The following is a 7,851-nucleotide window of genomic DNA, read 5'->3' on the forward strand; positions in this document are numbered from 1 at the left end:
TTGAGGAACAGGTCGCGCCCATTTTATTCCTTGCATCGGACGAGGCCGGTTATATCACCGGCACGGTGTTGCCGGTCGCAGGCGGCGACACGGGCTGATCATCGCAACTATGTGGCAATCATTTTTATCGAGCTTCTCAGGTTCACGGGCACGCAACGGGACTTTCAGATGCATTCCCTTCAAACCTTCAGCCTTTGTGCCAAACCCAGCGCCGCATCGCGCCCGGCTGCTCGCGACTTCGAGTCAACCTCGGAGCCGTATAAAGTCTTCTCTACGACGATGTCGTGGTGCTCCGTTATCCCCACCATCTCGTACCACGTGGACATATAGGCGCCCTGATGTTCAGCGAATGCGCCCAGCTCGGCGCCGCGCGCTGAGATCGTTACGCCTTTGACGCCAGTCAAAAGCCCCTGTAATCCACGCTCGTCAAAAGTGAACAGAAGGTCTTTCTGGCTCACCACGTCTATCAGGTGTTTCAGCCTGTACGGGATTCCGAAGTTCCACATAGGAACGCTGAACACGATCAACTGCGCGTTACGAAATCGGTCTGCCAATGCGGTTATCGCTTCCCATACCTCGACCTCCTGGCTTGTCCGCTCCCGGCCTTCCAACGCGGCATATTTAGCGCCCAAAGCATAGCCGTCGAATTCGGGAAGTTCAGTGCTCCACACGTCGAGGGTATCGACTGTACCGTTGCTATTTGCCGCGAGCCATGCGGTGATGAATGAATCCGCGACTTCGCGCGAAGCAGAACGCAACTCCCTTGGCGACCCTATCACGTGTAAGAGGCGGGGTGCGTGGTTAGCAGATGTTTGCGTTCGATCGGACTGGTCGGTCATAGGTTGTTCCGTATGTAAAGGTGTGAGGGTTAACTCAAGAACCGTCTAGATGATGACTCAGGGCTCCTGAGCGACCTGAACCGGCATCACACTGGTACTTTTCATCAACCCGCGCGCGCAGGAGTTGCATCGCCCTGATCGAGCATTGAGCCAAGTCACTTGAGAAGATGCTAGTCCTCGATACGGACGCCGCGCCAAAATGCGACGTGTCCGGCGATCTCGCGTGCGGCGTCGAGAGGGGTTGCGTAGTACCACGCCGCGTCCGCATTCGTCTGGCCGTCTACGACTACGTCGTAATAATGTGCTTCGCCCTTCCATCCGCACGTCGAGACCTTCTCGCTCGGCTTCAGATAATCCAGTTTCAGCGCGTGGGGTGGGAAGTACAAATTGCCTTCCACCATCTTGATCTCGTCATCGGCGGCCGATGCGATCACCGTTCCGTTCCAGGTTGCGCGTTTCATGAGCTTTTCTCGATGGTTCAGGTTAATGGGTTTCGATGTCGAACACGAGTAAGGGACGGCGGCTGCCACCCGATCAGTCTTTCAAGGGTTACGCGCCAAAGGTTCCTGCTATCAACGAAAGCGCGCCCACGGTAGTCAGTGTAATCCGCATTCGCACGTACCATTGCGGAAGGTCGCCAAGCTGGCGGAAACGAAAATCTGCAATCAGGCAGGATACAAGTACTGCCGCCATCGCGAGGCAAGACAGTTGATCGTTGACGCTAAGGACGACCCAGGCGGCGATCGAGGGAACAACGCTCCATAAAATGCCAGCCGCGCGCTTGCCATTTGTTGCGAGCCATATGCCCCAGTGCACGGCGCCCACGAACGACACGATGCATGCGCCATAGCCCAACAGCGCATGCCTCATTACGTCTTGATGGTTGGCGAGCATGTGCACAAGCAGTGCTAGCCCGATAAATGGGATCGCGCCGCCGTAGCCGAGCAGTTTGGGAAGCGGCGTGTTCGCTTCGAGCGTAGTCATGACAGCTTTACCTCAGGTTGAAACGCGCCCACCTTTGAACTGTTCTGGTCCTCGTGCGTGCATTCGGTGCGGGCGACTGATTTTTTACGTGGGTAGGGCGTGCAACTTGCCCCGCAGTGCTTCACTCTTCCGGCAATGCATATCGATTTCGCGCGTCCGAAAGAATGCCTGTGACAGTATCCATGCTCTTGCTGTCGCCACTCAGCAGATCCATGAAATGCCAATTATGTCCATCCGGTGTACCCGGCGATAGACGAACCGGAACTCCAACCCGATAGGAAGAGCCCAACCCGGCCTTTTCGAGGTCTTGGTTGATCGCTTGCTGGATTTCACTTGCCGATAAAATTTGCTTGTTCAAAATTGATTCCCACGAAGAAAGTTTGGCTGTACGCGATGCGCTGCACCCTTGCGCGAACCAGATGGATATCCAATCAGAAGGGCCTGGCGAATGAAACGCATGATGCAATGGCTGCACTGCTCCAAGGGCAATTAATGTGCCGCATCTTTTCGCGCTTATCGGGGTTCGGTGAGTCTGCCAAATCAATGCTGCGATGTCCTTATTATCTGTGGAATGGTCCCAATACAGGGCTGGACGATAGCTGAACACGTCACCGTCGCCGGTGGAATTTGCAGCGAACAGACGCCGATCTGTTTATCGATTGCGCGCCTCAATGAACTTGAGTATGTGCCTGGGACGTTGGCGCCCTGGCTGTTTGCGTCCCTGACCTTATCCCTGCGTGACGTACACCTCGAAATACACCGAGCTGTCGTCGCCGCTCCACAAGTCCAGCTCCACTCGTTCGACAATGTATCGTCCGCTGCCTCCATTCACCCCCAATACCACGATCGTGCCAGTGTCCAGGTGCGGTATGGGGACCCGCTTTGTAACCTGGGCGAGAGGCGTCGAAGGGTCTGTGTTGCCGACCTCATGAAATTCGTAGAAATAATCGGCGCGCATTGCATCCGCCGGCGTAAAAACATCGTCCATAGTCACTCCCGTAAGCAGATAAGCGATTCATTGAGCTTTAGCCCACCGACTCCGTGAACACGCGCAGATAATTCGCACCCAGTATCTGGGTCACATCGTTTTGCGTGAAGCCCGCAGACAACAGGGCGCTCGCAAGCGATGGCAACTGCTCGTAGCTGCGAAATACCGGCGGCGATATGAATCCCAGCATATCCGAGCCGAGCCCCACATGTTCGACTCCGACGACATCGGCCATGCGCTTGACGCCTTCGGCCATCGCGTGGATATCGCTGAACGTGCCGGAGCTTGGCCAAACGCCGATCACACCGCCCGTGTCGGCAATCGCGCGCGCGTGATCAGGCGAAATCAGGCGGGAGCGGGCGCCCGGATGCGTGGAAAGTGCCGTATGGGACAAGACCAGCGGCTTGGTCGATGTGGACGCAGCCCGTTTGACGAGCGCATATGTGCCGTGGGCGACATCGACCACGATGCCCAGGCGGTTGCATCGGCGGATAACGTCGGCACCGAAATCCGTGAGACCACCGTGGACGGGCGGCTCGGTTTGAATGTCCCCAAGCTCGTTCACGCGGTAGTGCGTGAGCTGCAAATGGCGCAGTTGATGCTGGGTGAAAGCTTCATCGAGCGCGTTGATATTTCCTTCCAGGAAATCGCCGCCCTCTGCGGCGATGATCGCGCATGGTCCGGAGAACGCCTGCGCCTGAAGTGACGCTGCGGTCGTCACGACCCGCATCTTTTCGCGCGCGACAAGCGCGTGTGCTCGGGCGAATTCTGTTTTTCCCAGCGCGTACAACTCGCCGGGCTGCGGCGTTCTCCACGCTTCGAAACGCTTGCGGTCGCTGGACACGTGAGTCACTGTCGTGTCCGTCACTATCGCGAGGCAGATCACATTCATTCCGCCGGCCCTCATGGGTGCGGACAGCGGCACGAATGGGCGATTCGCGCCGACCAACGGGTCCCGCGACACGATCACACGCCCGGCGTGGCTATGCATGTCGATGGTGGGCGACGTGGTCGACGGCTGCCACTGCGGCGCGTCGCTGGCGTCGTCCCGATACCCCGCGAAACGTCCAGGTACGCAGGCGGCGAGGCCGAGCGCGGCGCTCGACGCAAGGAACGCGCGCCGGCCAATGGATTGGTGGGAAGGAGAGGAAGCAGGGCGAAGATCAAATGCATCGACCAACCGGTAAATCCAGCCCGCGGGGTCTTCAAACAGCGGCTGCAAGCGGCCACGCAAACGAAGCATGTCACCTGTCACTGTAAAGGGCTGTGTAGCGAACACTTCGATACACGACAGCGGATTCGCCTGGATACAGCCGCCACAACAGGGTTCGTCGACGCTCAGCAGGAAATAATCGACCTTGAGTGCCGATCGATCGAGCGGCGTCATCCAACCGCTTATCTCGATCACCGAATCGTGCAGTGCTTGCGCTGCACCTGTCTGAATCGAGGACCAGTCGAAAGAAGCAATCATGAGTGGTTTGGAACACAAAGTCCGAAGTGCCGGGACGGCGTGAGGTTAGATTTGGCCTTTGTTGATGCTACTTGAGGCATGTTAGCGTTGGCCTATTTACTGTGTGCAGACGCAACTCCCCCTGAGGATGATATTTTGCATAAGTATTTTGGGCAACTTTGCATCAGTTTTACGAACCAATTGGCTAGCTGCTGCATCGAACAGAGTCCGAACTCCAATGAAAGCATGTTGAGTCTGTGAATCACATGACACAGCGGTTCATAAATCACAAAGAGGGCGGCGGTGCCGGGCGGTGGAATCGGCGGAAGCATAACGTTTGGCGATAACCGCTAGCGTGGACCCCCGACTGTCGTGCGAGGTGTTGACGTCCGCACGGTAAGAATGCTTCGGATGGTAGCTGGAGAATTTTCGGCCACCGGACTTGGCGCTTCTCAGCGTGGAATCGAAAATTTAGGCGTTTTGATTCTCAGTGCCTACAAACGGCGCAGAGATAGGGCTTGCCCGGTTTAGCGCATCGTTTGACAGCATGACCAATGGCTGCGTCACCGACATGCCGACGCAGCCATTCGAGCGTTCGACTGACTCGTTTGTGTATAGCGTGACCAAAAGGTCCATTTTTGCCCCCTGACATACTGTTCAAACATACAGCACAGGTTATATATACAGTAATATTGAAGATCGTAAGTTCGCCACCAGTTGCGTGGTCGTGCCCTGTGCCACAAGGAACCACGAGGCAAGAATCTCTCCGCGCTGCGGAGCAAATTGACGATCGACATGGCCTTGACGACATGGGGCAGAGTTACCACAGCAACCAAAGGAGGGCCTACAAACTTGTCCTATTTAGAGCTTCAGTTATGGAATTGATTGGCAAGCAACAAATTTAGCCTGCGTCACTTGCTTTGAATCGTCATAGCACGGGAAATTAGCGGTGGCATATTGACGGGTGAGCGCCACTGATTACTAGCCCTCGAGTGTCGCCCATCGAGCAACTTTCCGGCTATCAGCCGAGCGGAAGGCGCAGGGTGCAGTTACTTGTGCGAATCCATGCTGCCTGCAATTCCCTCCGTACCGCCGCCTGTCAAATCGAAACGGGATCTTGATTAAGCCAAGCCTTCCTAGACTTGGCCGGCGCCCCCGTCACCCATCAAATCTGAGCCGGTCATGTAAGAACTCTGGTCAGACGCCAAAAACAGTGCTGCGTTGGCCATCTCCTCGGCGCGGCCGAGCCTGCCGAGCGGAATCATTTCGAGGTACATGTTCACCAAAGCCTTGCGCGCTTCGGGCGTGGGTGCCTGCGAGTCGAGAATTGGGGTATCGATCACGCCTGGACTGAGGGTATTGACGCGAATGCCGCGGTCCTTGAATTCCGCAGCCCAAGTGCGGGCATAGGAGCGCAACGCCGCCTTGGTGGCCGCGTACGCGGTGTGGCCCGGAAAGCCTTTGAGGTGCATCGCCGACGAAACCAAGACGATTGAGCCACCCCGTGTCATCAGCGGCAGAAGCTTCTGGACCAGGAATACCGGGGCGCGGGCGTTGAGGTTGAATGTTTTGTCGAAGTGAGCAGGCGTGAGGGTTTCAATCGAAGCCTCCTCCGTCAAACCCGCGTTGGACACAATGATGTCGATTACACCCTTCTTCGCCTTTATGGTCGCGGCTACCTGATCAATATCAGCAAACTTTGTGACATCAGCTTGCAAAGCCGTCGCGTTTGGCCCGAGCAGCTCGGCGGCCTGATTAACCTCGGCCTGCCGACGACCGAAAAGAAAGACATGAGCACCCTCGGCGACGAACCTTTGTGCGATAGCCAAACCGATACCGGACGTTCCGCCGCTAATAACGGCAACCTTGCCAGAGAGAGTGGGCATTTTAAAACCTTGAATGTTGGAGAGATCAAGAAAGAACTGCTGGGACCACCCCGCATTTGTTCGTTGGGTTTTCATTTAACGACGCAAAAGCGGGTTCGTCCTTGGCATTTCGAAGACAGGCCTATGGCACAGCGCTTACGATTCAACGCACGGCAGCCGCCAGCCCTATTCGCGCGGCCCGCCCTTTACTTCGGGCGGGTCCGCGATGAATCAGCCTATCGCGAACCGCCTGCAGCATCGATAAGCGAACCAGTAATCCAACCAGCATCGGCGGAGGCGAGGAACGCGACGATGGTGGCGACATCGCCGGGTTGTCCTGCGCGGCCAAGCGGCGTTGCAGCGATCATCATTGCTTCGAAGTCGCCCTCAAGGCCAGCCGATTTAAAGCCTTCTGTCTTCACTGCGCCCGGGTTCACGGCGTTGACGCGGATTTGCTTGGGCCCTAGCTCTTTTGCGAGAACTCGCGTAATCGAGTTCACTGCACCCTTGGTGCCGGAGTAGACGACCGAAGTCGGCGGCGTCAGCTCACCAACCACCGATCCGATATTCACAATGCTTCCGCCTTCGGCAGGGAACAATGCCAGTGCAGCCTTGCTCGCGAAAAGCAGACCCGAGACATTGGTGCTGAACATGGCCGTGATGCTTTCACTAGTGACGGATTCCAGTGGTGCGAACGAGTAGATTCCGGCGTTGTTGACAAGAATGTCCAGCTTTCCGTATGTCTCTTTGGTAGCGGCAAACAACCGGGCGATGTCAGATTGAACAGCAACGTTGGCCTGAACTGCAATAGCCTTTCCGCCAGCGTTGACGATATCGCCCACAACGCGGTCAGCGTCGACCTTGCTCGACGAATAATTGACCACGACCGAAGCGCCTTGGGACGCTAGTTCCTTGGCGATAGCGGCGCCAATACCTTTTGAAGAGCCAGTAACGATGGCGACTTTATTGGCGAGCTTTTGTTGCTGTGACATGGTGAATCCTTTGTGAGAGAGCCAACGGAGTTGGCGTTGATTGAGCATCACCCCTTTATCGAACGTTGATAAGGCGCACAATCGAACTTTCTACTATTCATCCCAGACATGACCGACAGTATTTCGGCGCTGAAACTCTTTGTGCGTGTGGTTCGGACGGGGAGCATTTCGAAAGCCGGACGTGAGTTCTCGCTGTCACAGCCCTCGGCGTCGCGCGCTATCGCCATGCTCGAAAAGGACGTGGGTGCCCCGCTGCTCATGCGTTCTACCCGTGCCGTGGTCTTGACAGAGGCGGGCGCGGACTATCTTGCACGCATCGAGCCTATCCTTGCCGCGCTCGACGAAGCCAACCAGGCGGTGCGCGGGGCCGACCAGCTCCAAGGAGAGCTGCGTGTGGCGTTGCCGGCGACATTTGCTACACGGGAGGTCATACCGAAACTTCCAGCCTTCCTTGACAGGCATCCTGCACTGCGGATCAATCTCTTGATGGACGATGCCAGGCAAGACTTGCTTCGCGAAGGCGTCGATGTTGCCATTCGCTTCGGTACGCTTGCAGATTCGAACGCAACGGCTCGGCTGCTATGCAGGAACCAACGAGTGATGGTAGCCTCGCCGGAATATCTAAGTCGCGCGGGCGTTCCCGATTCGCCGGCTGACCTTTCCGACCATCAAATAATAGTCGGGCCGTCCGCTAGCATGGCAAGCTGGTCTTTTGAACGCGATGGTCGAACGC

General features: G+C 56.7%; 9 protein-coding genes and 1 pseudogene. 2 read left to right on the forward strand and 8 right to left on the reverse strand.

The features are described 5' to 3' along the window. Positions 1-98 (forward strand): annotated as a pseudogene (benD, locus tag ACRXB1_RS24805) (1,6-dihydroxycyclohexa-2,4-diene-1-carboxylate dehydrogenase); the annotation flags it as partial. A gap of 81 nt (positions 99-179) precedes the next feature. Here the strand turns inward: benD and ACRXB1_RS24810 are convergent. The 8 genes from ACRXB1_RS24810 to ACRXB1_RS24845 form a co-directional block, all read right to left on the reverse strand. Then, entirely contained in the window at positions 180-839 is a 660-nt protein-coding gene (locus ACRXB1_RS24810; RefSeq protein WP_449493543.1) for an FMN-dependent NADH-azoreductase, read from the reverse strand. A 170-nt stretch (positions 840-1,009) separates the two neighbouring features. After that, positions 1,010-1,300, reverse strand: a complete 291-nt coding sequence (locus ACRXB1_RS24815; protein ID WP_062002984.1) for a DUF427 domain-containing protein — start codon at positions 1,298-1,300, stop codon at positions 1,010-1,012. An 88-nt stretch (positions 1,301-1,388) separates the two neighbouring features. Then, a complete protein-coding gene (locus ACRXB1_RS24820; protein WP_062170949.1) occupies positions 1,389-1,823 on the reverse strand; it encodes a DUF3429 domain-containing protein in 435 nt (144 codons plus the stop codon). Between the two features lie 121 nt (positions 1,824-1,944). Further along, positions 1,945-2,430, reverse strand: a complete 486-nt coding sequence (locus ACRXB1_RS24825; protein ID WP_449493544.1) for a hypothetical protein — start codon at positions 2,428-2,430, stop codon at positions 1,945-1,947. A 120-nt stretch (positions 2,431-2,550) separates the two neighbouring features. Continuing rightward, positions 2,551-2,811 carry a hypothetical protein gene (locus tag ACRXB1_RS24830; protein WP_062002982.1) on the reverse strand — a complete coding sequence of 87 codons (261 nt, stop codon included), beginning with the start codon at positions 2,809-2,811 and terminating at the stop codon, positions 2,551-2,553. Between the two features lie 37 nt (positions 2,812-2,848). Further along, positions 2,849-4,282, reverse strand: a complete 1,434-nt coding sequence (locus ACRXB1_RS24835; RefSeq protein WP_449493545.1) for a dipeptidase — start codon at positions 4,280-4,282, stop codon at positions 2,849-2,851. A gap of 1,115 nt (positions 4,283-5,397) precedes the next feature. Next, entirely contained in the window at positions 5,398-6,147 is a 750-nt protein-coding gene (locus ACRXB1_RS24840) for an SDR family NAD(P)-dependent oxidoreductase (RefSeq protein WP_449493547.1), read from the reverse strand. Between the two features lie 215 nt (positions 6,148-6,362). Beyond that, positions 6,363-7,118, reverse strand: coding sequence for a glucose 1-dehydrogenase (locus ACRXB1_RS24845; protein WP_086383889.1), 756 nt, complete (start codon positions 7,116-7,118; stop codon positions 6,363-6,365). Positions 7,119-7,226: 108 nt separating this feature from the next. On the opposite strand from ACRXB1_RS24845, the gene ACRXB1_RS24850 reads away from it, so the two are divergent. After that, the coding region (locus ACRXB1_RS24850; protein WP_449493546.1) for a LysR family transcriptional regulator at positions 7,227-7,851 on the forward strand (625 nt) is incomplete at its 3' end.

It is taken from the genome of Caballeronia sp. M23-90 (assembly GCF_053574605.1).